Below are 23,917 nucleotides of genomic sequence, written 5' to 3' on the forward strand. Positions count from 1 at the left end.
GGGTCATCGCTCCGGCGTCGCCGCCACGGCCACGTTCTCGACGCCGGCCAGGCGCGCCTGGTCCATGGCTTCCACCATCAGGCCGGCGCGGGCGTCCTTGTCGGCCTGGATGATCACCGCCGCCTCCGGGTGCTCGGCGTGCATCTTGGCGACGATGCCACGCACCGAGCGGATATCGACGCGCTGCTTGTCGATGTAGACCTCGTTGTTGGCGGAGATGGCGACGAAGATGCTGGCCTTCTCCTCCTTCACCGCGGTCTTCGCCGTGGGCCGGTTGACCTTGATGCCCGACTCCGACACGAAGGCGGCGCTGATGATGAAGAAGATCAGCAGGTTGAGGAAGAAATCCAGCATCGGCGCGAGGTCGATACCGGTTTCTTCCACCGGCGGATTGTGGCGGCGGAACCTCATTTCGCATCCTCCAAGGCCAGCACGCTGTTGAGCTCTTCCGTCTCGCGGCGCGCCTTGGCCGTGTAGTGGTGGCTGAAGTACATGCCGGACAGCGCCACCGCCAGGCCGGAGAGCGTGGCGATCATCGCCTGCGAGACGCCGCTGGCCATGGCGCGCGGCTCCGACTGGCCCTTGATCGCCATCACGTCGAACACCTCCAGCATGCCGCCGACGGTGCCGAGCAGACCCAGCAGCGGGCAGATCGGGATCAGCGCGCGCAGCAGCGGCAGGGTGCCGCCCATCGCCACCGACAGCTCGCCGATCATCGCGGTGCGGATGCGCCGCGCGGTCCAGGAATAACGCTCAGGCCGCGCCTGCCAGCGGGCAGCGGCGGCGGCGCGCGCCTGCGGATAGACGCGGGCGAACCACCAGGCGCGCTCGATGATGAGCGTCCACATGGTCAGCGCCACCGCCAGGATCCACCACACCACCCAGCCGCCGGCGTCGACGAACTCGTTGATGCCGGCGAACGGCGTCAGCAGGGCCTCAAGCACGCGCCAGCGCTCCGCTCTGCTGCTGCTCGATGCGCTCGGCCAACAGGCCCGCGGACTGCTCGTCGAGAATCTGGATCAAGGCCCGCGAGCGCGAGGCCAGCACCGCGTTGATGAACAGCAGCGGGATGGCGATGCCCAAGCCCAGCACGGTGGCGATCATCGCCTTGGAGATGCCGCCGGCCATCAGCTTCGGGTCGCCGGCGCCGGCTTCCATGATCACCTGGAAGGTTTCGATCATGCCGGCGACGGTGCCGAGCAGGCCCAGCAGCGGGCCGGCGGCGATCACCAGCCGGATCAGTTGCTGGCCGCGCTCGATGGCCGGGGTTTCCTTCAGCACCGCTTCCGAGAGCCGCAGTTCCAGCACTTCCGGATCGTGCTTCTCGTTGTCGCCCTTGAACACGGTCAGCACGCGGCCGAGCGGATTGTCCGGCCGGGGATTGCGCGGGTCGGCGAGCTGGGCACGCACACCGGCATCGACCCGCAGCAGGTACTGCAATTGGTAGATCGCCAGCAGGAAGCCGCAGAGGCCGACGACGATGATCACGTAGCCGGGCCAGCCGCCCTGGTGGATGCGCTCGGTGAGCGAGGGACGGTCCACCTGCAAGGCCAGCAGCGAGCCGCGCGTGGGGTCGATCAGGATCGGCGCGATGGGTTCCTCGTCTTCCTCGGCGAAGTCCTCGGCCAGGCCGCGCGCGCCGTGGCCGGGCTGGCGCGACAGCGCGCGCAGCTCGCCGCTGCCCTGCGGGATCGCCAGGTAGTCGCCGTCGGCGAAGGCGGTGAAGGCGCCGACGCGCACCACCTCGGCCTCGGTCTTGGCCCCCAGGGGATCGACAACCTCGGCCTTGAAGCGCGCCGACTTGCCCTGCTCGGTCATCTCCTGCTGCAAGGTCAGCCACAGGCTCTCCAGCTGGTTGATGCTGGGCAGCGCCGCGCCCTTGGCGATGCCGTCGAGCAGCTCCAGCCGCTTCGGGTACTGCGGATTGATGTAGGAGTCGGCAAGCACGGTGCGCAGATCGCCGGCCGACTGCCGCGCCGCCGCGTACACCTGGGTGTAGTCGCCGGCTCGCTCGCCGAGCTGCTTCTTCAACTCGGCGATCTCGCGCTGGCCGGCGTCGAAGCGGCTCTTCACGCCACTGACGCGCGCCTCGACGGCGGCGAGTTCCGCCTCGGCCTTGGCCAACAGCGCCGCCTGCTCGTTCTTGTTCTTGAGGAAGCGCGCCTCGCGCTCCTGGTTGAGCTTGCTGCTCTGCTGGGCGCTTTCCTGCACCTGCTTGAGCAACTGATCCAGACCGCTGGGCTTCGCGGCGGTCTGGGCCTGCGCCAGCCAGGGGCTCAGCGCCAGCAGCGTGGCGAGCAGGAGTCGGCGGCTCATTTCGCACCTCCGGCCGCCGCGGCGACGGGCACCGGCATGGGCAACACCAGGGTGTCCGGCGCGCTGATCTCGCGGGCGATGCGCAGGCCCTTCTTCAGGCTGGCGAGGTAGTCGTCGTCCAGCGGTTGCCAGGCCTTGGCGGCGGCATCCCAGCGACCGGCGTCCTCGCCATCCAGGCTCAGGTAGTACAGGCCGATGCGGCCGACCCGCAGCACGTCCACCTCGCGGTCCTCGACCACCGCGCGCTCCACCCCCATCGAGCGGCCGTAGTCGATCTCGATCTGGTAGGCCTCCAGCACCCGCCGATAGCGCTCGGCGATCGGTGTCTCGGGGTCGGCCATCAGGCGCTTGAGGTTGTCGACACGCTCGCGCCGCTCCTGCTTCAAGAACGGCAGATCCAGGCTCACGAATTTGTCCATGCTGTCGAGCATGCGCAGCATCAGCGGCGTCAGCTCGCGCTCGGTGCGCTCGATCTCCACCAGCTGCTGCGCCAGCGAGGCCTTCTCGGCCGCCTGCGCGCCCTGCAACTGCTCCAACTGCTTGGCGTAGACATTGAGCTGCTGCGCCTGCCAGGTGGCGGCGCGGTAACGCTCCAGCATCGAGCGGGTGCTGTCATCGACGCCGTTGATGCGGCCCTGGCTGGCCACCGCGGCGCGGTTGCTCTGCACCGTGGCCTCGATGGCCTGGTTGATCTTGTCGTTCTGCTGGGCCGAGGCGCTGAGCGCCATCAGCCCCAGCGCCGCGCTGAGCAGGAGGCGGCGCGGCATGTCAGGCCCGCGCGACCTTGCCGGGTTCGCGCGTCGCGCGGCGGAGGATGGGCCGTAGCCAGCCGTCGATTTCATGAACCATGTCTTCCGTGTCGAGATCATCAATTACCCAGTGCGAACGCCCGGGCCAGTGTCTATGGGTGGCGCCCGGATAGCGCGCCGCCACCTTGCGCACCACCGAGGCCGGCGTGAGCTTGTCGGCGCCGGCGCTGACCACATACACCGGGCAGCGCACCGCACCGGCGGGCAAGCGGGTGGCCTTGCCGGCATCGGCCCACCAGAACACGATTTCGCTGAGCGCCCGCCCGGACTCGTAGACCAGGCTGCTGATCAGCTTGTCCTGGTAGCTGAAGTGCAGGCCGTTGGCGGCGTAGCGGCGCAGCCGTTCCGGCGTCAGCCGGTGCGGTTTTCTCCAGAAGCCCCAGCGACTGAAGATCGGCAGACCCACCGGCAGCACTTCCGGCGCCAGCGAGTTGATGCCGGCCGGCGCCGCCGGAGTCAGCAGCACCAGGGCGGCGGCGTTCAGTTCCGGCGCCGCCAACTGGGCAATCAGACCACCCATGGAATGCCCCAGCAGCACCGGCGGCTGCGCGAAGTTTTGCGCGCGCACGAACTCGCAGGTGGCGCGCACATAGTCGCGGATGGAGAGTGCCGCCACCTGCTCGGCCTGCTGCGGGCCGGGCGTATGTGCCGGCAGGGTCAGACGGCGGCAGTCGTAGCCGCGGGCGCTGAGCAGTTCATCGACTTTCGCCAGATGCTCGGCGGTGCACCACATGCCGTGGATGAGTACGAGGGGATAACCCATGAGGTGGTGGACAGGCCTAGTAGCCGGTGATGAGTTTCTGGGACCAGCGATAGAGACGGCTCGGCGTCAGCTTCTGCAGCAGCGCCACCGCCTGGGTCTGCAAGCCCACCGGCCAGTGCACCGGGCATAGCGCCGCGCTACGGGTGGCGGCGCTGTAGAGCGTCGCCGCCACGTCTTCGGCGGAGAGCCGCACGCCCAGGCGATCGATGCTCTTGGGCTTGTCGCTGACGCCCGCCACCATCGGCGTGGCGACGAACAGCGGCATCAGGTCCATCACCAGAATGCCGCGCCGCTGCCACTCGATGTTGAGTGCCTCGGTGAGCCCGCGCACGAAGAACTTGCTGGCCGAGTACACCGCGAAGGCCGGCGTGCCGTAGAGCGCCGAGGCCGAGCACATATTGATGACCCGCGCGCCGGGCTTGAGATGCGGCGAGGCGGCCAGGCAGCCATTGACCACGCCACGGGTGTTGATGTCGATCAGCCATTGGTAGCGCTCGGCGCTATGGCTCTCGAAGTCGCCGGTCACCAGCACGCCGGCATTGTTGATGAGTAGATCGAGCCGGCCAGCGGCGAGCGTGAATTCGGCCACCGCATCGGCGAAGGCCTGGGCATCGCTGACATCCAGGCTGCCGGCCAGCGCCCGGCCCGGACCCAGTTCGGCAGCCAGCTCGCGCACCGCGGCGGCGTTGACGTCGTAGAGGCCGACGTACCAGCCCTGCGCGGCAAAGCGCAGAGCGGCGGCGCGGCCGATGCCGGCGGCGGCCCCAGTGATGAAGACGGATTTTGCAGGGGTCTGGGTGCCGGCCATGGCGAATGTATTTTTCGAAACTTTCTCCTGCTCACGACTGTAGAGCATCGCCCTACAATTGGGCTACCAAAATCTTGCCCGCCCAAGAGATCGTTCCCATGTCCGCCCACGCCCCCGGCTTTCTCACCCTGGTGAACAGCGCCAAGTCGCGCATCAAGGAAGTCCGCGCCGCCGAGCTACCGGCGCTGCTGCAGCAAAACCCGGCGATCCGCCTGATCGACACCCGCGAGGAGAGCGAGTACGCCGCCGGCCATGTGTGCGGCGCGGAATGGATCGGCAAGGGCGTGATCGAGCGCGACATCGAGGCCAAGCACCCGGACAAGAGCACCCCGCTCTACCTCTACTGCGGCGGCGGTTTCCGCTCCGCGCTCGCCGCCGATGCCCTGCAGCAGATGGGTTACACCGACGTGGTGTCGGTGGATGGCGGCTGGCGGGAGTTGAAGAACCTGCTGCCCACCGAGTGAGCGCCAGGCGGCTCAGGGATAGCGCACCGCGACGATCTCCAGCTCCACCTCGCCGCCCGGCAACTGCACCCGCACCACCTCGCCCTCCTGCTTCTTCAGCAGGGCCTTGGCCAGCGGCGAGTCGATGCTGATCGCGCCGGTGGCGGCGTCGGTCTCGTCACCGCCGACGATGCGGTAGATGCGCTCCTCGCCCTCGTCATCCACCAGTTCAACGACCGCGCCGAAGTAGATGCGGCTGATGTCGGTCGGCCGGCTCTCGACGATCTTCAAATCCGGCAGCCGCCGTTGCAGGTAGCCGACGCGGCGGTCGATCTCGCGCAGCTCCTTCTTGCGGTAGATGTACTCGGCGTTCTCCGAGCGGTCGCCCTCGGCGGCGGCGGCGGCGAGCGCGCGCACCACCTCCGGCCGGCGTTCGCGCCAGAGGTGGTCGTACTCGGCCTTGAGCTTGTCGTAGCCGGCGCGGGTGATATGCACCGAGGCGATCTCGGGATTCGGTGGGCGCCAGCGACTCATGACGACGTGAGCAGCGTGGAGGGCCCCCTCGCGCAGCGAGGGGATCCTAGCGTCGCGAGCCGGCGCTGGCATGAGACGGGATCACTTTCGGCAACCACCGCAGCAAGAAGTCTCATGCGTGGAACTTCCGGATCAGCCCCGGCAGCAGCACCAGGGTGCAGAGCAGGATCATCGACAGGCCGACGGTGAGCAGCAGCCCCATGCTGACCATGCCCGGGTGCCGCGCCAGCATCAGGTCGCCGAAGTTGGCGAGCGTGACCAGGGCGCCGAACAGCACCGCGCGGGTGGCGCCGGTCTTGAGCAGATTGGTGTCGGCCGGCAATTGCCGGCCCTGCTGCACCAGGTAGACGCCGTAGTCGACACCGACACCCAGCAGCAGCGGCAGGGCGATGACATTGGCGAAGTTGAAGGGGGTGTCGAACAGCACCGAGCCGGCCAGGGTGAGCAGGCCGGCGGCGATCAGCGGCAGCAGCACCAGCACGGTGTCGCGCAGGCTCTTGAGCAGCACCAGCAGCAGCAGGCTGATCGCCACCACCGAGTAGAGGAAGGCCTGGCGGAAGGCCTCCACCACCGCATGGCCGGCCTCGATCATGCCCACCGGGCCGCCGGTGACTTCCGGTGCTGCGGCGCGCACGTCGGCGACGAAGCGGGCGGTGGCGGCGTTCTCGTCCAGCACCTCCTTGGGCCAGACCTCGACGCGCGGCCGGCCGTCGCTGGCGCGCCAGCGGGCGCGCAGCCAGTCCGGCAGCTCGGCCTCGGTGACCGGGCCGGCCTGCAGCAGCTCGCGCAGCTGGCCGATCTGGCGCGGCAGGCCGTCCAGCAGGTTGCCGCGCAGCACGGCGATGCGCGCGTCCGGCTGCGGTGCGGCCTGCAGGCGCGACAAGGCCTCGGCCAGCCGCCGGGCGGCGGCGGCGCGCTCGCCCTGCCAGAGCTGCGCAGCGCGGGTCATCACCTCCTGCAGACGGTCCAGCGAGGCGGCGTCTTCCGGCCGCGCCTGCACCTTCAGCTCACCCTCGCCGGCAATGGCCGGGCCCAGGCTCAGGCGCAGGTCGTCGAGGATGGCGAGCTTGTCGTCCTGATCGGCGGGCACCAGGTCGAGCACGCTCATGGCGCGGCGCACGGTGGGCCGCTGCGCCAGCCGGGCGGCCAGGGCCTCTGCCTCGGCGTCGCTGGCGACCACCGCCGACAGCGTCAGCGTCGGGATGCTGGGATCGCGCAGCAGGTCGCGGAAGGTCGCCACCGACTCCGCCTCGGGGTCGCGCAGGTGCAGGGGGTCGAAGTCGAAATAGGCCTTGGGCGCCAAGAGCGCGGCGCCGGCCAGTAGCAGCGCCATGACGATCCAGATCGCGCGGGCGTGGACATAGGGCAGTTCCAGCAGCCGTTCCAGCCTCGGCGAGGACGCCGGCGCACGCAGCTCGGCGGCCGGCCACAGCGCCAGCAGGGCCGGTAGCACGCTCAGGCTGGCCAGGAGGCTGATGAACATGCCAGCGCCGGAGATCAGGCCCAGGCCGGCGATGCCGGTGAAGCTGGTCGGCACGAAGGCCAGGAAACCCAGCGAAGTGGTTGCCGCGCAGACCAGCAGAAAACCGCCGACATCGGTGGCGGCGCGCGGGATCGCGGCCTCATGGGCGAGGCCCGCCAGGCGCAGCTCGCGATAGCGCATGGCGAGGTAGAGCGCGTAGTCCAGCCCCAGGCCGACATAGAGCACGCCGAAGGCCATGGAGATGAGATTGAGCTGGCCCACCGCCAGCGCCGCGAAACCGGCGGTGAGCGTCAGGCCAAACAGCAGGGTGAGCACGGTGGCGCCCACCAGCCGGCCGGCGCGCAGGGCGACGAACAGCAGCAGCGTCGCCAGCACCAGGGCGACCCCGAAGGCCAGCAGCGCCCCGGAGAAGGCCATGCCGATCTCCTCGTGTTCCAGCGCCTTGCTGCCGGTGAGCCGCACCCGCACCTCGCCCAGGCCTTGCGCCGGCAGGGCGGCAATTGCCGCGCGGATCGCCGCCACCGGCGCGCTGGCCGGTTGCAGGCGACCGTAGTCCAGCACCGGCACCAGCTCGATGAACTTGCGGCTGGACGGCGTCATGCCCTCGGGCGCGGCCATCAGCGCCGACCAGGCCAGCGGCCGCTGCTCGCCGCGCGCGGCGGCGTCCACCGCGTCGGCGAAGGCGTTCAGCGCCGGGGCAAGGTCGAAGCTGTCGTCGGGCGCTTCCAGCGCGCGCGCCAGCAGACCGGAAACGCCGGAGAGACTGGGCTCGCGGCTGAGCGCGCCGAGAAGCGGCTGGGCGCGCAGCACGCCGTCGGCGAAGTCCTGCAGCGCCTCCACCTCCAGATACAGCAGGCCGTTGCGGCGGAAATAGGGCTCCAGCTCCGGCGAGCGCACCGCGGTGAACAGCTCCACCCGTGGTTGCAGAGCCTGCACCAGGGCAAGGACGGCGGCGGCGCTGCGGTCGGCATCGGCGCTCTCGACCACCAGCACCAGGCCGGCCTCGGTGTTGGGAAAGGCCGCGTCCAGCGCCTGTTCGGCCTTGCGCCAGGGCAGCTCGGCCGAGAGCATGTTGGCGGGATTGGTATCCACCGACAGCCGGGTGGCGGCGAGCACGCCGGCGAACAGGGCCAGCACCAGTGCCGCCATCAGCACCGCGCGCGGCTGCGCCTGCACCAGCAGGATCCAGCGGTGCAGCAGGTGACTGAGGCGTGGGTTCATCGGCCGGAATTGCGGTTCGGGAGCCGCGAGCTTACGGATGCCGTGGTCACCGGGCCAGTCGGGAGGCCAGAAACCCCGTGTTACCCTTTTGCCCCTCATTCGCTAACGCCTCCGGGGTCGTCACCCGCAATGCTCCGCACCGCACTGGCGCCGCTGACCAAATTCTTCCTGCTGCTGATGGCGCTGCCCGCCGCCCAGGCCGCCAGTGCGCCGGCCGATACCGTCTCGGCCTTCCACCAGGCCCTGAGCGAAGCCATGGCGCGCTCGGCGAAGCTCGGCTGCGAGGGCCGCATCGCCAAACTCGGCCCGGCGGTGGACGCCGCCTTCGACCTGCCGTTCATCGCCGAACGCAGCCTGCGCCGGCACTGGAAGAACCTCGACGAAAGCCAGAGGCAGCAGTTCACCGCCGCGCTGCGCACCTCGGTGGTCGCCACCTACGCCACCGAATTCGCCACCCCCGGCTCGGTGAGCTTCAGCACCGGCGCGACCGAGCCGCAGAGCAATGGCGATGCCCTGGTGCGCGCCAGCCTCAAGCCCAAGGACGATGCCGCGGTGAGCCTGGACTACCTGCTCAAGCCGCGTGGCGAGCACTGGCAGGTGGTCAATGTGCTGGCCGATGGCGTCAGCGACCTCGCCCTGCGCGCCAGCCAGTACGACGGCCTGATGAAGAAGGAAGGGCTCCCCGCCCTGCTCGCCCGACTCGACAGCCAGACCCAGCAATTGCTCAGCCGCTGCAAATGATCCGAAGCTCCCGACCCGCGCCGCTGCCGGCGCTGCTGCTGCTGTTGATCCCTGCCCTCGCCAGCGCCCAGGACGGCACCGCCCCGCGCGAACTGGAGCAGGTCACCGTCACCGCCAACAAGGTGGTGCAGAGCCTGGAGCGCGCGCCCGCCTCGATCACCTCGATCGGCGCCGAGTTCGCCCGCGAGCGCGCGGTGAGCGGCTTTCAGGAGCTCTCCGACTACACGCCCAACGTGACCATGAACGTCTCCGGCTCGGCCGGCCAGTTCGTGATCCGTGGCCTCGGCACGCCCGACACCAACTTGGGCTTCGATCCCTCGGTGGGCACGGTGGTGGACGGCGTCTACTACGGCCGCGCCAACTTCCTCTCCGCCTTCTTCAACGACCTCGATCGCTACGAGGTGCTGCGCGGGCCGCAGGGCACGCTGTTTGGCAAGAACTCCACCGCCGGCCTGTTCAACGTGGTCACCAACAAGCCGGGCCGCGAATGGAAGTTCGACGGCGAGATGCTGGCGCGCGGCTATGGCGACCTCGCCATCCGCCCGGCCTTGAGCGTGCCGCTGAGCGAGAACTTCGGCCTGCGCTTCTCCGGCGCCTTCGTCAACGGCGACCGCAACACGCTCTACAACACCAAGCTCAAGCGCCCGGAAGAAAACGAGGAGCAGGCCAGCTACCGCGTGCGCGGTCGCTACGTCGGCGACAGCGGCCTGGTGGCGGACTTCAGCCTGCTGCGCGCGGAACTCAGCCAGAACAACTCCAACTTCCAGCTGGTCGAGATCAGCCAGGCGATGGAAGACACCATCCGCGAATACGACCCCGACTACGACGACAACCTCGACGACCGCAAGAACTCCACCAATTTCGCCTCCGCCGAGAAGTCCACCATCGACAGCTACGCGCTGACGCTGGAACTGCCGCTGCCGGACTTCGGCGGCATGGAGAACCTGCGGCTGACCTCGATCTCGGCCTGGGCGCAGTCCTTGGCCAAGAACCGCGACATCGACGCCGACTTCACGCCCATCCCCTTCATCACCGACCGCCTGATCGAGCCCTCGCGCTATCAGCAGGTCTCGCAGGAGCTGCGCTTCACCGGCGGCGGCCGCGACATCTTCCGCCAGGGCGACGGCGTCAGCTTCATCGCCGGCGTGTATCTGCTCAGCTCCAGCTACGGCGCCTCCGACCTGTTCTCGCTGGAAAACCTCGGCGGTGCGCTCGCCTACTGCCTGGCGGCGGATGCCGGCACTTCCAACTGCGTCGAGGGCATCCCCGGCGGCCTGGGCCTGATCGGCGCCAATCTCGGCCCACTGGTCAGCCAGTTGCTGCCGCTGCTGGAGCCCACCGGCATCAGCAACCAGAACGTGCAGACCCGGCTGTATCAGGAAGAAACCACCTACGCCGGCTTCGGCCAGTTCGAGTACGCCTTTCTGCCCAAGTGGGCGCTGATCGGCGGCCTGCGCTACGGCAGCCAGACCAAGACCGGCGATCTGTTCGCCCAGGCGTCCAGCCCCATCGTCCAGCAGATCGCCGGCTCCGACAATCACGCCGAGACCATTACCCGCAGCGAGGGTGACTACTCGCCCAAGGCCGGCATCCGCTTCTCGCCCAGCCGCCAGGTTTCGCACTATTTCACCTGGGCGCGCGGCTACAAGAGCGGCGGCTTCAACGGCCTGCCGCTGCGCAGCACCCAGAACGAATACGGCCCGGAGCGCGCCTCCAGCTACGAGTTCGGCACCAAGGCACGGCTGTTCAAGGGCCGCATGCGGATCGGCGGCTCGGCCTTCTTCACCGACTTCAAGGATCTGCAGGTCTCCACCTTCCAGAACAACCGCTTCATCGTGCTCAACGCCGGCACCGCCGAATCGCGCGGCGGCGAGATCGACTTCCAATGGCTGCCGGAGGCCCTGCCCTATCTGCTGTTCCGCGGCTCCATCGGCTATGCCGACGCGCGCTACAAGAGCTACCCGAACGGCCCCTGCTACGGCGACGCCGAGCCCGGCTGCACGCCCAATGATCCGCCGGATTGCCCGAAGAACCAGGGCAGCAACGACTGCGCCGCGCAGGATCTTTCCGGCAAGCGCCTGCCCTATGCGCCGCGCTGGACCGGCGCGGTCTCGCCCAACTTCTTCTTTCCGCTCGGCAACGGCCTGCGCGGCTCGCTGGGCATCGACTGGATTTACCGCAGCTCGCGCTTTCTGGACGTCGATCTCGACCCGCGCAAGCAGCAGGGCTCCACCGATCTGTTCAATGCCTTCCTGGTCATCAGCGATGCCAGCCAGCGCTGGGCGGTGAACCTGGGCATCCGCAACATTACCGACGCGCGCTATTACGACCAGATCATTTCCCAGCCGCTGGCGCCGGGCAATCTGGCGGCGGCGGGCATCAACGAGCCGCGCATGTTCACGCAGAGCATCAGCTTTTCGTTTTGATGCCTGCGAGCGGTCGCCTGCACGGCGCTACATGAGGCCGCAGCACGCGGGCTACGGCTAGCGAGTGGGCGGCAACGTCGCCCCGGTGCCCAGCCAGCGCGGGTCCGCCGCCGCCTCCAGCCGCCCTCGCGCAGGGTTGGAGACGATCACCTGCAAGTTGCCATAGGGCTCGTCCAGCGCCTTCAGCGCATGGCCCTTGGCCAGCAGGCCCGCCTGCTCCTCGGCGCTCAGCGCCTGCGGCTCGAAAAACACCGTGTCGGGTAGCCATTGATGATGGAAGCGCCGGGTGGCGACGATCTCGCTGGCGCTGGCGCCCTCGGTGAACCGCAGGATGCCCAGCAGCACCATGCTCGGGATGCGCGAACCACCGGGCGTGCCGATCAGCAGCGTGCCGCGCGGGCCATCGACGAAGCTCGGCGCCATGCTGGAGAGCGGCCGCTTGCCGGGCGCGATGGCGTTGGCGGCGCTGCCGGCCAGGCCGTAGGCATTGGCGGCGTCGGGCGCGGCGGAGAAGTCGTCCATCTCGTCGTTGAGCACGATGCCGGTGCCGGGCGCCATCGCCGCGGCGCCGAAGAACAGGTTGAGCGATTGCGTGCCGGCGACGCGGTTGCCGGCGCCGTCGAGCACCGAGAAATGCGTGGTCTGGCCGCCCTCGCTGCCGGCGTCTTCGGCGGGCAGCTCGCGGCTGGGCGTGGCCTTGTCACCGATTCCGGCTGCCAGCCGGCGCAGATAGGACGTCGACAGCAGGCGCGCCAGCGGCACGCTCACGAAGTCCGGATCACCCAGGTACTGGTTGCGGTCGCGGTAGGCGCGGCGCAGGGACTCGATCACCAGATGCTTGGCCTCGACGCCGTCGAGGCTGCGGAAGCCACGGGCTTCCAGCATGCCCAGACTCTCCAGGATGGCGATGCCACCGGCCGAGGGCGGCGGCGCGCTGACCACGCGATAGTCGCGGAACTGGCCGACCAGAGGCGCGCGCTCGCTCACCTGCATGCGCTCCAGATCGGCCGGCGCCCAGATGCCGCCGCCAGCGCGCACGCCGGCCAGCAGCCTTCGCGCGGTCTCGCCGCGACGGAACTCGTCCAGCCCGTTGCGGCCGAAGCGCTCCAGGCTGTCGGCGAGGTCGGCCTGCACCAGGGTCTCGCCCGCCACCAGCGGCTGGCCGCGTGGCGCGAACACCGCGCGCATCGCTGCATCCATGCGCGGGTAGTTGTTGGCGATCTCCTTCGCCAGCCGCGAGTCCACCACCACGCCCTCGCGGGCGGCGCGCACCGCCGGCGCCAGCAGCTGCGCCAGCGGCCGCGTGCCGTAGCGCTCGGCGGTGTGCGCCAGCAGCGCCGGCTGGTGCAGAACGGCGGCGGCGAGCATGCCGGTGAGCGACTTCCTGGCAATGGCCTTGCCCTGGTCGTCGCGGTACATGCCGGCGCTGGCCGCCAGCGGCGCGCGCTCGCGGCCATCGAGAAAGACCTCGCGGTTCGCGGTCTTGAGCAGGAAGAAGCCACCGCCGCCGATGCCGGAGCCGAAGGGCTCCGCCACCGCCAGCATCGCCGAGGTGGCGACCGCGGCGTCGAAGGCATTGCCGCCCTCGCTGAGCACCGTGATGCAGGTCTGGGTCGCCAGGGGATGCGCGCTGGCGCAGGCACCGCCGGGCGCAGGTGCGGCCGCGACCGGCGCCAGCAGCAGCGCCAGCAGCCAGCCACAGACGGCGCGGCGCCAGCTCATACCGGCTGCAACTCGCCGGAGGTCAGGCGCCGGAACTTGGCCAGCAGCTGCTCCTGGCTCTCGGCATGCGCCGGATCTTGCGGGATGCAGTTGTCGATCGGGCAGAGCTTGCGGCACTGCGGCTCCTCGAAATGACCGACGCATTCGGTGCAGCGCTCGGGGTCGATCTCGTAGATCTCCACGCCCTGGTAGATCGCCTGGTTCGGGCACACCGGCTCGCAGACGTCGCAATTGATGCAGGTGTCGACGATCTTGAGGGCCATCAGGCCACTCCGCAGTGCAAGTACTTCATGGCGCGGATGTTACGCGATGCCTGGCTCCGGTCGAGGTTCAGGGCCGCTTCGATGGCCAGGCAAAGGCGATTCGCGCCGCCGTCATCCTGCCCGCCGCACCAGCCGTACGACTCGGGTTCTCGTCCGACGGACGGTGCGCGAAGGAGTCTGCACGACATGACCTCTGGCCAAAAAAAGGCCGCCCTCCAGGGGCGGCCTTTGGTGTCATCCTGCGGTTCGTGCCACCGCTAGACGACGGGCAGCGAACCGCTCAATGCAGAACCGTAATCTCGCCGTCCTCGACCTGCACCTGCGCCTCACCGCCGTTGTCGTCCACGAAGGTGTAGGTGCCGTTGGGCAGGACGCCATCGCCGGTCAGCGCGGCGCGCACGCGAGCGACACCGCCTTCCTGGTCGGGAGTCGCCGCAAGCGTGTACTCACCACCTTCGCCGGTGATAGTGAAGATGACTGTTTCGCCAGCACTAAATCCGGCAAACGTGAAGCTCACAGTCTGCCCGGGCGCGGTTGCCTGGTAAGGGCCAAAGGAGAACGCCGCCGCCGCGGTCGAAAACAGAGCGGCCGAAGCCAGCAACGCGGCCGTAAGGGTCTTGTTAGCAATAATGGGGGTCTTCATCGCGCATTCCTCCGGATCAGAAACGGAAACCGTAGCTCGCCATGGCGCCGAACTCAGCGTCGCCACCGAAACGCTGGGTGGTGTTGATGGCACCCAGCGTCACCGTCAAAGGGTACTGCTTGAAAGGAGCGACGGAGACGCCGGCGTTCAGCACATTGCCGTTGTAGTCGGCAATCAGCGAGACCTGGGGATTGAAGTAGAACGCCAGGGAGCCCAGAGGGCTCAGGCCGTCATCACCCTGATTGAAGAACTTATTGCCGGCGCCGACATTGGCGACGAGGGCGTACTTGCTCAGCTTGAACACCTTGGTGCCAACCACGTAGAGACTGGACTCGCGTACGTCGTTGCTGTCGCCGAAACGGCCCAGGCCGGTCACGCCGACGGCGATCGCCGCCGAGCCCGGCAGACGGGTGTGCAGCTTGGCGGAGAACGAGCCGTTGTCGCCGAAGCTGCCTCCGGAATTGGCGCTGCCCCAGAGGGAGGAAAACGACATGCCCACTTCAAGGCCCACCGCTTTCTTCGCATCGCCCAGGCCCAACACCAGGCCGGCGGCACCGTCGACGTCGTCGGACGCGCCCTCAAACGTCTGCGAATAGAGGCCAATACCCGCTTCGCCCCAGCTAGCACCAAAACCCATCGGCGAGCCAAAGCTGGCGCCGGCGGCGGATGTCTTGGTCACCACATCGCCGACCTTCACGCCGGGCGGCAGCTTGACCGTGTACGAACCTGCGTCCTGAGCCTGTGCGGCCAGGGCTATCGTCGCCCCCAGAAGAACAGCACCCGCTTTGATACCGAATTTCATAGTTGTCCTACCTCGAAACAGTAGATTGTTGTTGGAAACTGCAGCGGCCGGTCAGGGCACTGGCGCGCCCAAACACTATACCGGCCGGACTCCGGGCTGCCAGATCTGGGACGCGTAAAGAAATTGTACCGGCCACCATCTCGGCAGCCTGCCGCCCTCAGCGCCGACGCCGCCTCGGCCCGGCTTCCAGTGTCGGCCGGCCGAAGCGCTCCAAGAGCGGCGCGATCACCGGTGGCGGCACCAGCTTTTCCACCGGCGCGCCAAGGCCGGCCAACTCGCGCACCAGGCTGGACGAGAGGTGCGCGTACTGCGGGCTGGGGGTGAGCATCACGGTGTCGAGCTTGGGGTAGAGATCGCGGTTCATCACCGCCATCTGCTTCTCGTAGTCGACATCGACGCCGTTGCGCACGCCGCGCACCAGCACGGTGACGCCGTGCTCGCGGGCGAAGTCCACCACCAGGCCACTGAAGCCGATCACCTCGACGTTCTTGAGATCGGCGGCGGCGGCGCGGATCAGGGCGCAGCGCTCCTCCAGCGTGAAGCGCGGGTTCTTGGCGATGTTGGAGCCCACCGCGACGATCAGCTTGGGGAACATCCGCGCGGCGCGGTGGATGATGTCGTTGTGGCCCAGCGTCACCGGATCGAAGGTGCCGGAGTACGCCGCGATGATGGTCATGGCAGGAGAGCGGTGTAGGCGATGAGCCCGTAGCTTACCCGACCAGCCTCCTTCGACCTGAGCCACTCGAAACCGGGCGGCAGCACCAGCGGCGCGCCGCTCCATTCCACGTAGATGCGGTGCGCCGGCTTCAGGTGCGGCACCAGCAGCGGCAGGGTCTGCGCAATCAGATCGCTGGCGAACGGCGGGTCGAGGAATACCACATCGTAGCGCCCGGCCGCCGGCAGCCAGCGCAGGGCCTCGGCCTGCACCAGCTCGCCGCGCTCGCCGGCGCCGAGCTTGGCCAGCGCGGCGCGGATGCCGGCGATCTGCGGCGCGCCGCTGTCGACGAAACAGCAGCGCGCGGCACCGCGCGACAGCGCCTCCAGGCCCAGGGCACCGGTGCCGGCGAAAAGATCCAGGCATTCGGCGCCAGTGATCAATGGGCTGAGCCAGTCGAACAGGGTTTGCCGCACGCGGTCGGGCGTGGCGCGCAGGCCGATGGCGGGGTTGGCGTCGAACTCGATGCGGCGACTGCGCCAGTCGCCGCCGATGATGCGCAGCTCGCCGAGGACGCGCTTCATGCCCGGCTCAGATGCGCGATCGCCGCCGTGCTCTGCTCGCGGCGGGTATCGTCGAACAGCTCGATGTCGATGCCGCTGACGGTGCCGGCGTCGAGGCAGCGGACGTTGACGCTGTAGCCGTCCGGGTGCGAGCGCGGCACATAAAAACTCTTCACGCCGCAGCGCTGGCAGAACAGATGCCTGGCGACACCGGTGTTGAAGCGGTACTCGCTCAGCATCTCGGCGCCTTGCAGCAGGCGGAAGCGCGCGGCCGGCACGATCAGGTGCTGGAACGCGGTCATCCGGCACATCGAACAATTGCAGTCGAACACGCGCAGCCGCGCGGGTGCCTCGACCTCGAAACGCACGGCGCCGCAATGGCAGCCGCCGCGATGGCTGATCAGGGATTCGCTCATGGCGCAGAGGATACTTGAGGCGGCTGCCGCATAAGCTTCGCCAGCAGGCCACGCAAGGCGCGCCAGAGCCGCGGCAGCAGCCATAGCGCCAGCAGGATCAACAGGCCCAGCAGCGCCAGGAACAGCCAGGGATTGAGAAAGGCCAGCGCCAGGCCGCCGCCGACCAGGGCGTCCTCGCCCAGCGACAGGCTCCAGTTGCTCAGCGGCTCCGGCGACTGGTTGGCGAGCGCGCGGGTGCCGGCCTTGGTCAGATGGCTGCCGGCCGCCAGGCTGCCGCCGACGATGGCGGCCACCAGCTCGCTGGCGCCGCCGGCATCGCCAAACACGCCCGCCGCCAGCAAGGCGCCGGCGGGGATGCGGATGAAGGTGTGCACGGCATCCCAGAGGCTGTCGAACCAGGGAATCTTGTCGGCGGCGAACTCGACCATCAGCATCAGCCCCGAGGCCAGCAGCACCCAGGGGTGCGCCAAAACCTCAAGCCCGGAAGGCAGCGGCGCCCAGTCGAAGTAGCCGACCAGGCCAACCGTGAACAGCACCGCGTACAGACGCAGGCCGCTGGCCCAGCCCAGCGCGGCGGCGAGCGAGACCAGCTGCAGCGTGCTCATCGCCGCCATCCCGCCGCTAGGACTGCACGCCGCCCACGGTCATGCCGTCGAGCTTGAGCGTAGGCTGGCCGACGCCGACCGGCACGCTCTGGCCGTCCTTGCCGCAGACGCCGACGCCGCGATCCAGCGCCAGATCGTGGCCGACCATGCTGACCTTGTTGAGCGAATCCGGGCCGTTGCCGATCAGGGTCGCGCCCTTCACCGGGCGGGTGAGCTTGCCGTCCTCGATCAGATAGGCCTCGCTGGCGCTGAAGGTGAAGTTGCCGCTGGTGATGTCGACCTGGCCGCCGCCGAAGTTGACCGCGTAGAGGCCCTTCTTCACCGAGCGGATGATCTCCTCGGGATCGTGCGGGCCGCCGCGCATGTAGGTGTTGGTCATGCGCGGCATCGGCAGGTGCGCGAAGGATTCGCGGCGACCGTTGCCGGTGGGCGCCACGCCCATCAGACGCGCGTTCATGCGGTCCTGGATGTAGCCGGTGAGCACGCCGTTCTCGATCAGCGTGGTGCAATGGGTCTGCTCGCCCTCGTCGTCCACCGACAGCGAGCCGCGGCGGTTGGGCAGCGTGCCGTCATCGACCACCGTCACCAGCGGGCTGACGATCTGCTGGCCCATGCGGCCGGCGAACAGCGAAGTGCCCTTGCGGTTGAAGTCGCCTTCCAGCGTGTGGCCGACCGCCTCGTGCAGCAGCACACCGGGCCAGCCGGGGCCAAGCACCACCGGCATGCTGCCAGCCGGCGCCGGGATGGCGTCGAGCAGCACCAGGGCCTGGCGCACCGCTTCCTGCGCGTACTGCTCGGGCTCGCCGGCGCCGAAAAACTGGGCGTAGGCGCCGCGGCCGCCGCCGCCGCTGGAAGCCTGCTCGCGACGGCCGTCGCGCTCGGCGACCACCGAGACATTGAGCCGCACCAGCGGCCGCACGTCGGCGCTCTGCAGGCCGTCGGCGCGCTGCACGAAGACCACCTCGTGCTGGGCGGCGAGCGAGACCATCACCTGGGTCACCAGCGGGCTGGCGGCGCGCGCCGCGGCATCGGCGCGGCGCATCAGCTCCAGCTTCTGTTCGGCGCTCCAGTCGTGGATGGGATCGACGGCGGCGTAGAGCGCGGTCACCGCCGGCCGGGTGATGCGCCCCACCTGCCCTTCGCCGCCGCTGCGGACGATGCCGCGTGCCGCTTCGGCGGCGTCGGCGAGCGCCGGCAGGGAAAGATCGTCGGAATAGGCAAAGCCGGTCTTCTCGCCCGCCACCGTGCGCAGGCCGGCGCCGCGTTCGACATGGTGGCTGCCGCTCTTGACGATGCCGTCTTCCAGAAACCAGCTCTCGGTGACCGCGTGCTGGAAGTAGATGTCGGCATCGTCGGCGCCGCCCGGCAGCAGGCGGCCGATCAGGCGGGACAGGCCGGCGTCGTCGACGCCGGCGGGTTCCAGCAGGGTGGCGCGGGCGAGGTCTAGGGCGTTGGTCATGGTGTCTGGAAACTGGGGGCGCCGCGATTGTCCCGCAAGAGCGCCCTCAGCGTACGGCCTTGGGGTCGAAGTGCGGGTTCTGGATCAGGTGCAGGGGATTGCCGAAGGGGTCCATCACCGAGCAGACGCGGATGTCACCGCCGACCTCGGTGACCGGCTGCCCCGGTTTGGCGCCTAGCCCCAGCAGGCGGGCGCGCTCGGCCTCGATGTCGGCCACGCCCCAATAGGGCTGCGGGCCGTTCTCGCCGGGCGTGAGGCCATCTGGAATCAGACCCAGCTCGAAGCCGCCGATGGCGAAGCCGACGTAATAGGGCTCGTCGAAATAGGGCTGGGTCTCGAACGCCTGGGCGTACCAAGCCTTGCCGGCGGCGAGATCGGGAGTGGGGACGATGGCGGTGCGTAGGCCGAGAATCATGAGAGCACTCCTTTGCTGGTCTCCTCCCCCCGCTTGCGGGGGGGCCGTTGGGGCGCGAAAGAATAACGCCCCCACCCTACGCCCTCCCCCGCTACGCAGGGGAGGGGACTACAAGCTTTACATCCGCCGGTGCGAGAGCGCCGGAAAGCGCGCACGCACCGCTTGCAGATGTTCGCGATCGAGTTCCGCCAGCGCATAGCCCGGCGCGTCGGCGACCACCTCGGCCAGGATCTCGCCCCAGGGATCGAGAATCAGCGAGTGCCCATAGGTGCCGCGCCCGCCGGGATGCGAGCCGCACTGGCCCGGCGCCAGCACATAGCCGAGGTTCTCCACCGCCCGCGCCTTCAGCAGCGTGTGCCAGTGCACCGCGCCGGTCCTGGCGGTGAACGCGGCCGGCACGCAGAACAGGGTGCAGCCCTCGGCCACCAGCGCGCGGTACAGCTCGGGGAAGCGGAGGTCGTAGCAGATCGACAGTCCCAGCCGACCCAGCGGCGTATCCACCGCCACCGGGGCGACGGCGCCGGGCGCGATGCTGTTGGATTCGCGATAAACCTCACCATTGCCGACATCGACATCGAACAAGTGGATCTTGTCGTAGCGCGCCGCGCGCACCCCGTCGGCACCGTAGACGCAGCAGGCGGCGTAAACACGGCCATCCGGCGCCGCGATCGGCAGGCTGCCGGCGACGATCCAGAGCTTCAGTCGCGCGGCGGTGGCGGCCAGCCAGTCCTGGATCGGACCGATGCCGTCGGCCTCGGCCAGCGCCAGCTTGTCGCGCTCCTTCGCCCCCATGAAGGCGAAGTTCTCCGGCAGCGCCGCGAGCACCGCGCCCGCGCCCGCCGCCTGTTCCAGCAGGCCTTGCGCCTGCGCCAGGTTGGCGCCCAGCTCGGCGCCGGAATTCATCTGCACCACCGCGGCTTTCATCAGGGGCCTCCTGGCTTGCCGGCGGCGGCCGGCGGCGGCTCGGGCTTGCGCGACTCGCCGTTGATCTCGGAGCCGTCGAGCTTGCGAATCTCCGGATTATCCCAGCTGCCGGTGAGCCGGTAGTCGATCTGGGTCGCCTCGCCGAGCGGCTTGTCCAGCACCTGGTTGGCGATCAGCGCCACCAGCGGCATCACCGGCCCGGCGGCCAGCGAGGCACCGCCCAACAGCAGGGCGCCGAGCGTCACGCCGGAGACATCCGGGTAGATGGTCACCTGCTGGTCGTAGTCGTGGGCGGCCAGACCGATGCGGCCGCGCACCTCCACCCGTAGCGAGGGGCTGCGCACCACCAGGTTCTGGGTGCGGGCATTGCCGCCGGCCAACTCGAACTGGCCGTCGATGCGGTCGTAGTTGAGGCCCTTGGAAAGCACGTCGCGGAAGTTCAGCGTCAGCCGCTTGGGCAGCGCATAGAAGTTGAGCAGGCCCAGCACCCGCGAGGTGCCGCCCGGCTCCACCGTGCGCAGCGCGCCGTCGCCGGCTTCCAGGCTGACCTGACCCTGCGCCTGCGACCACTCCAGGCCACGCGCGGCCGGCGCCCAGACCAGCTGGCTGCGAAAGCGCGCCGAGCGCCCCGACAGGGTCGGCGCAAAGCCTAAGCCGCGCAGGACGGCGGCGATGTCGGTGCTGCCCAGCTCGAAACTGGCGCGGGCGCTGGAGGCGTTCTGCTGGCGCTTCCACTCGCCCTCGCCGTTTAAGTTGGCGACGCCGCCCTCCAGCCGGATCTGCTTGAGCCGCTGGCCGCCGGCCAGGCGCTCGCTCTGCAATTGCAGGCGGCCGAAGTTCTCGCCGCCGATGTTGAGGGCGTCGACCACGAAATCCAGCGTCGGCACCCGGTTGGGGTCGATCACCGCACTGGGCGCGTCGGCCGGCGTCGGTGGCGCGTCGCCAACTTTCTCGGCGGCCGGCATCGGCAGCAGGCGCAGGCGCTGAAAGCGGCCGCTGAGCCGGCCCAGATCGCCATTGCCATTGCGCAACCAGTCCAGACTGCCGGCACCGCTGGCGCCGTCGAGCAGCACCCGCCAGCTGCCATTGCCAGCGCGGCTGGCCTTGAGCTGCGCCTCCGGCAGCTCGTAGCCGGCGGCCTGCAGGTGGGCGACGCTGATCTCGGCGCCGTGCAGCGGCAGTTCGTCGCCAGAACCTGAGCCGAGCAGGCCGATCCAGGCGGCAAGATCGAGACGATCGGCGCGGCCGGAGATGACCATGCCGTCCTGCTCGGGCGCGCTCACCTCGCCGCCGCCCAGGCGCACGCCGATGCCGCGCGCCAGGAGCTCGCCGCGCTCGCGCGCGAAGCGCAGGGCCAGGCTCATGCGCGCCGGCAGGTCCAGCTTCAGCGCCAGCGGCACCCGCTCGTCGCCGCTGACCTCGACGACCAGCGGCAGCGCCTGCTCTGGCAGCTTGGCCAGCGGCACCGGCAGCCGCGAACCGGCGCCGCGCAGCTCGGTGCTGATGCGGATGCGACCGGCGCGCGGGCCGCTCAAGGGCAGCCGGAGCTCGGCCTCGGCGCGGCCGTCCAGGCGTTCGCGCACCCAGCGCGGCACGAAGCGGGCCGCGATGCCGCGCTCGGCGTCGAAGTCCACCGGCACTCGCGCCTGCAACTCGTCGTGGCCCTCGGCGTTGGCGGCGATCAGCGCCTGCACCGGCGCGCCGTAATAGCTGGCGACCAGGCGCTCGGCGGCAACTCCCTTGGTGCTGAAGCGCAGCGCACCCTGGATGTCGCGCACCGGCTCTTCCAGATCGGTCAGGTGCAGCACATTGCCGGGCAGCTGCACCAGTCCGCCCACCGCCAGCTTCTGGCCGAGATTGGAATGCAGGGGGATGTCGAGCTGCACCTCGGCCTCGGCCAGACCCTCGGCCTCGGTATGGCCGACCAGCCCGGCCAAGCGCGTCGCCAGCGGCGAACCGCGCAGAAAGCTGTAATAGGCGCCGGCGTCGCCACGGGTATGGCCGGCGATGCGCAGGCTGCCGGTGGAGAAATCCTCGATGCTGCCACTGGCGTCCAGCACCTCGACGCCGGAGATCAGGCCGCGCTCGGCCTCGAAACTCAGGCCGTTGCCGGCGAACTTCAGCTGCGCCCGCACCCGGTCGACGCCGGGCCAGTCGCGCTGGTAGTCGAGACGGGCATCGGCAACGCTGATCTCCAGCGACCAGCTGCCGGTGGGCCGGGCGTGGAAGGGGAAGTCGGCGAGCGGCCCGTCGATGCGCAGCAGGGCCTCGGGCACCCGCGCCCGCACCACCGACTGCTGCAGCCAGTCGCGCAGATGCGCCCCCCAGCGCAGCGGCATCAAGGGCTTCAGGCGCGCGGCGTCGGCGGCCTTGAGCCGCGCCTCCAGCTTCAGGCGTGGCGACTCGCCAGGCGGCAGGCGCAGATCCAGCGCCGCCTCGCCCTCGCTGCCCAACAGGCCCCAGGCGAGATCCGGTGCCTGCAAGCGCCAACCCTCGCTTTCGTGGCTCCAGCTCAGGCTGGCGCGCAGGCGGTCGAGTGCCAGCGGCGCCTCGAAGGTCTTGGGCAGGCGCAGACGCGCCTGCTCGCCGCGCAGCTCGAAGCGGCCGCCGGTCTCGTCGGCGCTCAGCCGGCCGGAGAGGCCGCTGACGCCGTTTTCCTCCGGCCCGCCAAAACCAAAGCCGGTCAGCACCGCGGCCAGCGCGTAACGCGGCGCGGCTTCGGTCTGCGGCTCGTAGCGGCCGCTCAGCTCGCGGGCATCGCCGCGCAGGCTGGCGAGCTGCGCGGCGCGCTCCGGCGTCAGCCTGGGCAGCAACGCCAGCCAGGGTGCGAGATCGTCCAGGCGCAGGAAGTCGGCGCTGCCGTCGGTGCGCCACTGTCCGCCCTCGCGGCGCCAGCCCAGGCGGCCGGTGGCCTTGAGCGGCCAGGCGCCGCGGGCGCCGCTCAGGCCCAGACCGCTCCACTCCAGACTGCCGCCGCCGGCCTGTGGCTGGTAGGCGAGCCGTACCGCGAAGTCCTGCCACGACAGCGGCTGCGCACCGCCCAGCAGCAGCCGCCCGGCCTTCAGCTCCAGCGTGCTGGCGGCAGGCACGCCCTCGGCCCAGTCACCGGTCGCGCTCAGCTCGGCCTGCTCCAGGCTCAGCGGCAGGGTCATCGGCAGGCGCGCCAGCAGCGAGGCGCCGGGGCGCAGGCCGCTGGCCTCGGCGCTCCAGCGGCCACGCCAGTGCTCGGGCTGGTCGAAGGCGCCGGTAAAGCCGGCGCGCAGCTTCAGGCGCTCGGCGAGCAGCTCGCCGGCCTCGGCTTCCAACCGCAGCTCGAAGCCCTCGCTGGCGCCGCTGACGATGCGCAGATCGGCCTGCGCCAGCTGCAGCGGCAGCGGCCGGCCGGGCAGCCGGGCGTCGTATATCAGGGCCTGCACGCGCAGGGCGCGCAGGCGATCAAAGCGGCGCAGCTCGCGCAGCAGCTTGCGCAGATCCGGCGGCTCGGCGCCGGGCGCGATGCCGCGCAGGCGCAGCTGGTTGTCGGCGCTTAGATTCAGCTCCAGGCGCAGGCCGGAAAGCTCGATGCGCGCCGGCACCAGCCGGCCGTGCAACAAATCGGCGGCGGCGAAGCCCAGACGCAGGCGCTCCACCGCCAGCACCGTGCTCTGGCCATCGTCGCCGACCAGCTCGACGCCGCTCAGCTGCAACTGCGGCCATAGCCAGCGCCAGGCCAGCTCCATGCCGCCGATGCGCACCGGCCGGCCGACCGCGGCAGAAACCCGGGCGGCGAGATCGTCGCGATAGCCGGGCGCGGCCAGCACCGCCAGCTGGAACAGGCCGGACAGCGTCGCCGCCAGCACCACCAGGGCCGATAGCCAGGTGATGCCGCGGGTCCACCAGCGGCGCTTGCGGCGCTCCACCTAGCGG

The 23,917-nt window shown here is 69.7% G+C and carries 23 protein-coding genes; 3 read left to right on the plus strand and 20 right to left on the minus strand.

Annotated features, from left to right (window positions below; genetic code table 11):
• Positions 1–3: 3 nt before the first annotated feature.
• The 6 genes from AC3WT6_RS10025 to AC3WT6_RS10050 are packed head-to-tail and all read right to left on the minus strand — an operon-like array spanning position 4 to position 4,696.
• Complete coding sequence (locus AC3WT6_RS10025) at positions 4–411, minus strand: ExbD/TolR family protein (protein ID WP_123212232.1); 408 nt, start codon at positions 409–411, stop codon at positions 4–6.
• Positions 408–944: a MotA/TolQ/ExbB proton channel family protein gene (locus tag AC3WT6_RS10030; RefSeq protein ID WP_492653434.1), complete on the minus strand. Its 537-nt coding sequence runs from the start codon at positions 942–944 to the stop codon at positions 408–410. Before AC3WT6_RS10030 ends, AC3WT6_RS10025 begins: the two co-directional genes overlap by 4 nt.
• Complete coding sequence (locus tag AC3WT6_RS10035) at positions 937–2,316, minus strand: MotA/TolQ/ExbB proton channel family protein (protein WP_492653435.1); 1,380 nt, start codon at positions 2,314–2,316, stop codon at positions 937–939. Before AC3WT6_RS10035 ends, AC3WT6_RS10030 begins: the two co-directional genes overlap by 8 nt.
• A complete protein-coding gene (locus tag AC3WT6_RS10040) occupies positions 2,313–3,083 on the minus strand; it encodes a DUF3450 domain-containing protein (RefSeq protein WP_492653436.1) in 771 nt (256 codons plus the stop codon). The genes AC3WT6_RS10035 and AC3WT6_RS10040 overlap by 4 nt, the downstream gene beginning before the upstream one ends.
• Before the next feature lies 1 nt (position 3,084).
• The gene (locus tag AC3WT6_RS10045; protein WP_492653437.1) at positions 3,085–3,888 is read right to left on the minus strand and encodes an alpha/beta hydrolase; all 804 of its coding nucleotides are present in this window, start codon (positions 3,886–3,888) and stop codon (positions 3,085–3,087) included.
• Between the two features lie 16 nt (positions 3,889–3,904).
• Complete coding sequence (locus AC3WT6_RS10050; RefSeq protein WP_492653438.1) at positions 3,905–4,696, minus strand: SDR family oxidoreductase; 792 nt, start codon at positions 4,694–4,696, stop codon at positions 3,905–3,907.
• A 98-nt stretch (positions 4,697–4,794) separates the two neighbouring features.
• On the opposite strand from AC3WT6_RS10050, the gene AC3WT6_RS10055 reads away from it, so the two are divergent.
• Positions 4,795–5,160, plus strand: coding sequence for a rhodanese-like domain-containing protein (locus AC3WT6_RS10055; protein ID WP_492653439.1), 366 nt, complete (start codon positions 4,795–4,797; stop codon positions 5,158–5,160).
• 12 nt (positions 5,161–5,172) lie between these two features.
• On the opposite strand, the gene greB is transcribed toward AC3WT6_RS10055, so the two are convergent.
• Both greB and AC3WT6_RS10065 read right to left on the minus strand, forming a co-directional pair.
• A complete protein-coding gene (gene greB / locus AC3WT6_RS10060; protein WP_492653440.1) occupies positions 5,173–5,673 on the minus strand; it encodes a transcription elongation factor GreB in 501 nt (166 codons plus the stop codon).
• Between the two features lie 112 nt (positions 5,674–5,785).
• Complete coding sequence (locus AC3WT6_RS10065; RefSeq protein ID WP_492653441.1) at positions 5,786–8,377, minus strand: MMPL family transporter; 2,592 nt, start codon at positions 8,375–8,377, stop codon at positions 5,786–5,788.
• 129 nt (positions 8,378–8,506) lie between these two features.
• On the opposite strand from AC3WT6_RS10065, the gene AC3WT6_RS10070 reads away from it, so the two are divergent.
• Positions 8,507–9,118 carry an ABC transporter substrate-binding protein gene (locus tag AC3WT6_RS10070; protein WP_492653442.1) on the plus strand — a complete coding sequence of 204 codons (612 nt, stop codon included), beginning with the start codon at positions 8,507–8,509 and terminating at the stop codon, positions 9,116–9,118.
• The gene (locus AC3WT6_RS10075) at positions 9,115–11,544 is read left to right on the plus strand and encodes a TonB-dependent receptor (protein ID WP_492653443.1); all 2,430 of its coding nucleotides are present in this window, start codon (positions 9,115–9,117) and stop codon (positions 11,542–11,544) included. Before AC3WT6_RS10070 ends, AC3WT6_RS10075 begins: the two co-directional genes overlap by 4 nt.
• Positions 11,545–11,601: 57 nt before the next feature.
• On the opposite strand, the gene ggt is transcribed toward AC3WT6_RS10075, so the two are convergent.
• The 12 genes from ggt to AC3WT6_RS10135 form a co-directional block, all read right to left on the minus strand.
• Positions 11,602–13,266, minus strand: a complete 1,665-nt coding sequence (gene ggt / locus AC3WT6_RS10080) for a gamma-glutamyltransferase (protein WP_492653444.1) — start codon at positions 13,264–13,266, stop codon at positions 11,602–11,604.
• The gene (locus AC3WT6_RS10085; RefSeq protein WP_492653445.1) at positions 13,263–13,529 is read right to left on the minus strand and encodes a YfhL family 4Fe-4S dicluster ferredoxin; all 267 of its coding nucleotides are present in this window, start codon (positions 13,527–13,529) and stop codon (positions 13,263–13,265) included. Before AC3WT6_RS10085 ends, ggt begins: the two co-directional genes overlap by 4 nt.
• A gap of 280 nt (positions 13,530–13,809) precedes the next feature.
• The gene (locus AC3WT6_RS10090; RefSeq protein WP_492653446.1) at positions 13,810–14,172 is read right to left on the minus strand and encodes a hypothetical protein; all 363 of its coding nucleotides are present in this window, start codon (positions 14,170–14,172) and stop codon (positions 13,810–13,812) included.
• Between the two features lie 16 nt (positions 14,173–14,188).
• Entirely contained in the window at positions 14,189–14,974 is a 786-nt protein-coding gene (locus tag AC3WT6_RS10095) for a hypothetical protein (protein WP_492653447.1), read from the minus strand.
• 157 nt (positions 14,975–15,131) lie between these two features.
• Positions 15,132–15,650: a pantetheine-phosphate adenylyltransferase gene (coaD, locus tag AC3WT6_RS10100; RefSeq protein ID WP_492653448.1), complete on the minus strand. Its 519-nt coding sequence runs from the start codon at positions 15,648–15,650 to the stop codon at positions 15,132–15,134.
• Positions 15,647–16,213, minus strand: a complete 567-nt coding sequence (gene rsmD / locus AC3WT6_RS10105) for a 16S rRNA (guanine(966)-N(2))-methyltransferase RsmD (RefSeq protein WP_492653449.1) — start codon at positions 16,211–16,213, stop codon at positions 15,647–15,649. The genes coaD and rsmD overlap by 4 nt, the downstream gene beginning before the upstream one ends.
• Entirely contained in the window at positions 16,210–16,608 is a 399-nt protein-coding gene (locus AC3WT6_RS10110) for a GFA family protein (protein WP_492653450.1), read from the minus strand. The genes rsmD and AC3WT6_RS10110 overlap by 4 nt, the downstream gene beginning before the upstream one ends.
• Complete coding sequence (locus AC3WT6_RS10115; RefSeq protein ID WP_492653451.1) at positions 16,605–17,213, minus strand: DUF4126 domain-containing protein; 609 nt, start codon at positions 17,211–17,213, stop codon at positions 16,605–16,607. The genes AC3WT6_RS10110 and AC3WT6_RS10115 overlap by 4 nt, the downstream gene beginning before the upstream one ends.
• 16 nt (positions 17,214–17,229) lie before the next feature.
• Positions 17,230–18,672, minus strand: a complete 1,443-nt coding sequence (gene tldD / locus AC3WT6_RS10120) for a metalloprotease TldD (RefSeq protein ID WP_492653452.1) — start codon at positions 18,670–18,672, stop codon at positions 17,230–17,232.
• A 46-nt stretch (positions 18,673–18,718) separates the two neighbouring features.
• Positions 18,719–19,087 carry a VOC family protein gene (locus AC3WT6_RS10125; protein ID WP_492653453.1) on the minus strand — a complete coding sequence of 123 codons (369 nt, stop codon included), beginning with the start codon at positions 19,085–19,087 and terminating at the stop codon, positions 18,719–18,721.
• Between the two features lie 117 nt (positions 19,088–19,204).
• Positions 19,205–20,011, minus strand: coding sequence for a carbon-nitrogen hydrolase family protein (locus tag AC3WT6_RS10130; RefSeq protein ID WP_492653454.1), 807 nt, complete (start codon positions 20,009–20,011; stop codon positions 19,205–19,207).
• Positions 20,011–23,910, minus strand: coding sequence for a YhdP family protein (locus AC3WT6_RS10135; RefSeq protein WP_492653455.1), 3,900 nt, complete (start codon positions 23,908–23,910; stop codon positions 20,011–20,013). The genes AC3WT6_RS10130 and AC3WT6_RS10135 overlap by 1 nt, the downstream gene beginning before the upstream one ends.
• Positions 23,911–23,917: the final 7 nt, after the last annotated feature.

The organism is Stagnimonas sp. FW305-C-60 (assembly GCF_058782965.1).

Excerpts from the sequence above, each read along its gene's own strand:
- AC3WT6_RS10025 (WP_123212232.1), bottom strand. The coding sequence starts at position 411 with ATGAGGTTCCGCCGCCACAATCCGCCGGTGGAAGAAACCGGTATCGAC.
- AC3WT6_RS10070 (WP_492653442.1), top strand. The coding sequence starts at position 8,507 with ATGCTCCGCACCGCACTGGCGCCGCTGACCAAATTCTTCCTGCTGCTG.
- AC3WT6_RS10045 (WP_492653437.1), bottom strand. The coding sequence starts at position 3,888 with ATGGGTTATCCCCTCGTACTCATCCACGGCATGTGGTGCACCGCCGAG.
- AC3WT6_RS10085 (WP_492653445.1), bottom strand. The coding sequence starts at position 13,529 with ATGGCCCTCAAGATCGTCGACACCTGCATCAATTGCGACGTCTGCGAG.
- ggt (WP_492653444.1), bottom strand. The coding sequence starts at position 13,266 with ATGAGCTGGCGCCGCGCCGTCTGTGGCTGGCTGCTGGCGCTGCTGCTG.
- coaD (WP_492653448.1), bottom strand. The coding sequence starts at position 15,650 with ATGACCATCATCGCGGCGTACTCCGGCACCTTCGATCCGGTGACGCTG.
- AC3WT6_RS10040 (WP_492653436.1), bottom strand. The coding sequence starts at position 3,083 with ATGCCGCGCCGCCTCCTGCTCAGCGCGGCGCTGGGGCTGATGGCGCTC.
- AC3WT6_RS10075 (WP_492653443.1), top strand. The coding sequence starts at position 9,115 with ATGATCCGAAGCTCCCGACCCGCGCCGCTGCCGGCGCTGCTGCTGCTG.
- AC3WT6_RS10065 (WP_492653441.1), bottom strand. The coding sequence starts at position 8,377 with ATGAACCCACGCCTCAGTCACCTGCTGCACCGCTGGATCCTGCTGGTG.
- AC3WT6_RS10055 (WP_492653439.1), top strand. The coding sequence starts at position 4,795 with ATGTCCGCCCACGCCCCCGGCTTTCTCACCCTGGTGAACAGCGCCAAG.
- rsmD (WP_492653449.1), bottom strand. The coding sequence starts at position 16,213 with ATGAAGCGCGTCCTCGGCGAGCTGCGCATCATCGGCGGCGACTGGCGC.
- AC3WT6_RS10090 (WP_492653446.1), bottom strand. The coding sequence starts at position 14,172 with ATGAAGACCCCCATTATTGCTAACAAGACCCTTACGGCCGCGTTGCTG.
- AC3WT6_RS10050 (WP_492653438.1), bottom strand. The coding sequence starts at position 4,696 with ATGGCCGGCACCCAGACCCCTGCAAAATCCGTCTTCATCACTGGGGCC.
- AC3WT6_RS10110 (WP_492653450.1), bottom strand. The coding sequence starts at position 16,608 with ATGAGCGAATCCCTGATCAGCCATCGCGGCGGCTGCCATTGCGGCGCC.
- AC3WT6_RS10095 (WP_492653447.1), bottom strand. The coding sequence starts at position 14,974 with ATGAAATTCGGTATCAAAGCGGGTGCTGTTCTTCTGGGGGCGACGATA.
- AC3WT6_RS10125 (WP_492653453.1), bottom strand. The coding sequence starts at position 19,087 with ATGATTCTCGGCCTACGCACCGCCATCGTCCCCACTCCCGATCTCGCC.
- AC3WT6_RS10130 (WP_492653454.1), bottom strand. The coding sequence starts at position 20,011 with ATGAAAGCCGCGGTGGTGCAGATGAATTCCGGCGCCGAGCTGGGCGCC.
- greB (WP_492653440.1), bottom strand. The coding sequence starts at position 5,673 with ATGAGTCGCTGGCGCCCACCGAATCCCGAGATCGCCTCGGTGCATATC.
- AC3WT6_RS10115 (WP_492653451.1), bottom strand. The coding sequence starts at position 17,213 with ATGAGCACGCTGCAGCTGGTCTCGCTCGCCGCCGCGCTGGGCTGGGCC.
- tldD (WP_492653452.1), bottom strand. The coding sequence starts at position 18,672 with ATGACCAACGCCCTAGACCTCGCCCGCGCCACCCTGCTGGAACCCGCC.
- AC3WT6_RS10035 (WP_492653435.1), bottom strand. The coding sequence starts at position 2,316 with ATGAGCCGCCGACTCCTGCTCGCCACGCTGCTGGCGCTGAGCCCCTGG.